Source organism: Achromobacter sp. GbtcB20, from assembly GCF_019091095.1.
Lineage (GTDB): Bacteria > Pseudomonadota > Gammaproteobacteria > Burkholderiales > Burkholderiaceae_B > Achromobacter > Achromobacter mucicolens.
The window spans coordinates 1-271 of record NZ_JAGXJZ010000535.1 but is presented as its reverse complement, the minus strand read 5'-3'; the positions used below and the strand labels follow the sequence as shown (position 1 = coordinate 271).

1 protein-coding gene is annotated in these 271 nt (G+C 74.2%); it reads left to right on the top strand.

Going from position 1 to position 271, the window contains the following annotated elements:
• Positions 1–271, top strand: a 271-nt coding sequence (locus KVT32_RS30105) for a LysR family transcriptional regulator (RefSeq protein ID WP_217619431.1), incomplete at both ends; no start/stop codon positions are given.

Genomic DNA, 271 nt, shown 5'->3' with positions numbered 1-271 from the left:
CGAGGCGGCCGGCCTGACCCAGCCCGGCGCCTCGAAGCTGACCGGCGAACTCGAGCACGCGCTCGGCGTTCCCCTGTTCGAGCGCCTGCCGCGCGGGGTGGCGCCGACCTGGTACGGCAAGGTGCTGATCCGGCGCGCCAGCGCGGCGCTGGCCGAGATGGATGCGGCGCACCAGGAAATCATCCAGGGCCAGGCCGGCTTCGGCGGGCGGGTCTGCATCGGCAGCGTGCTGTCACCGGCCAGTGCGCTGGTGCCGCAGGCGCTCAAGCTG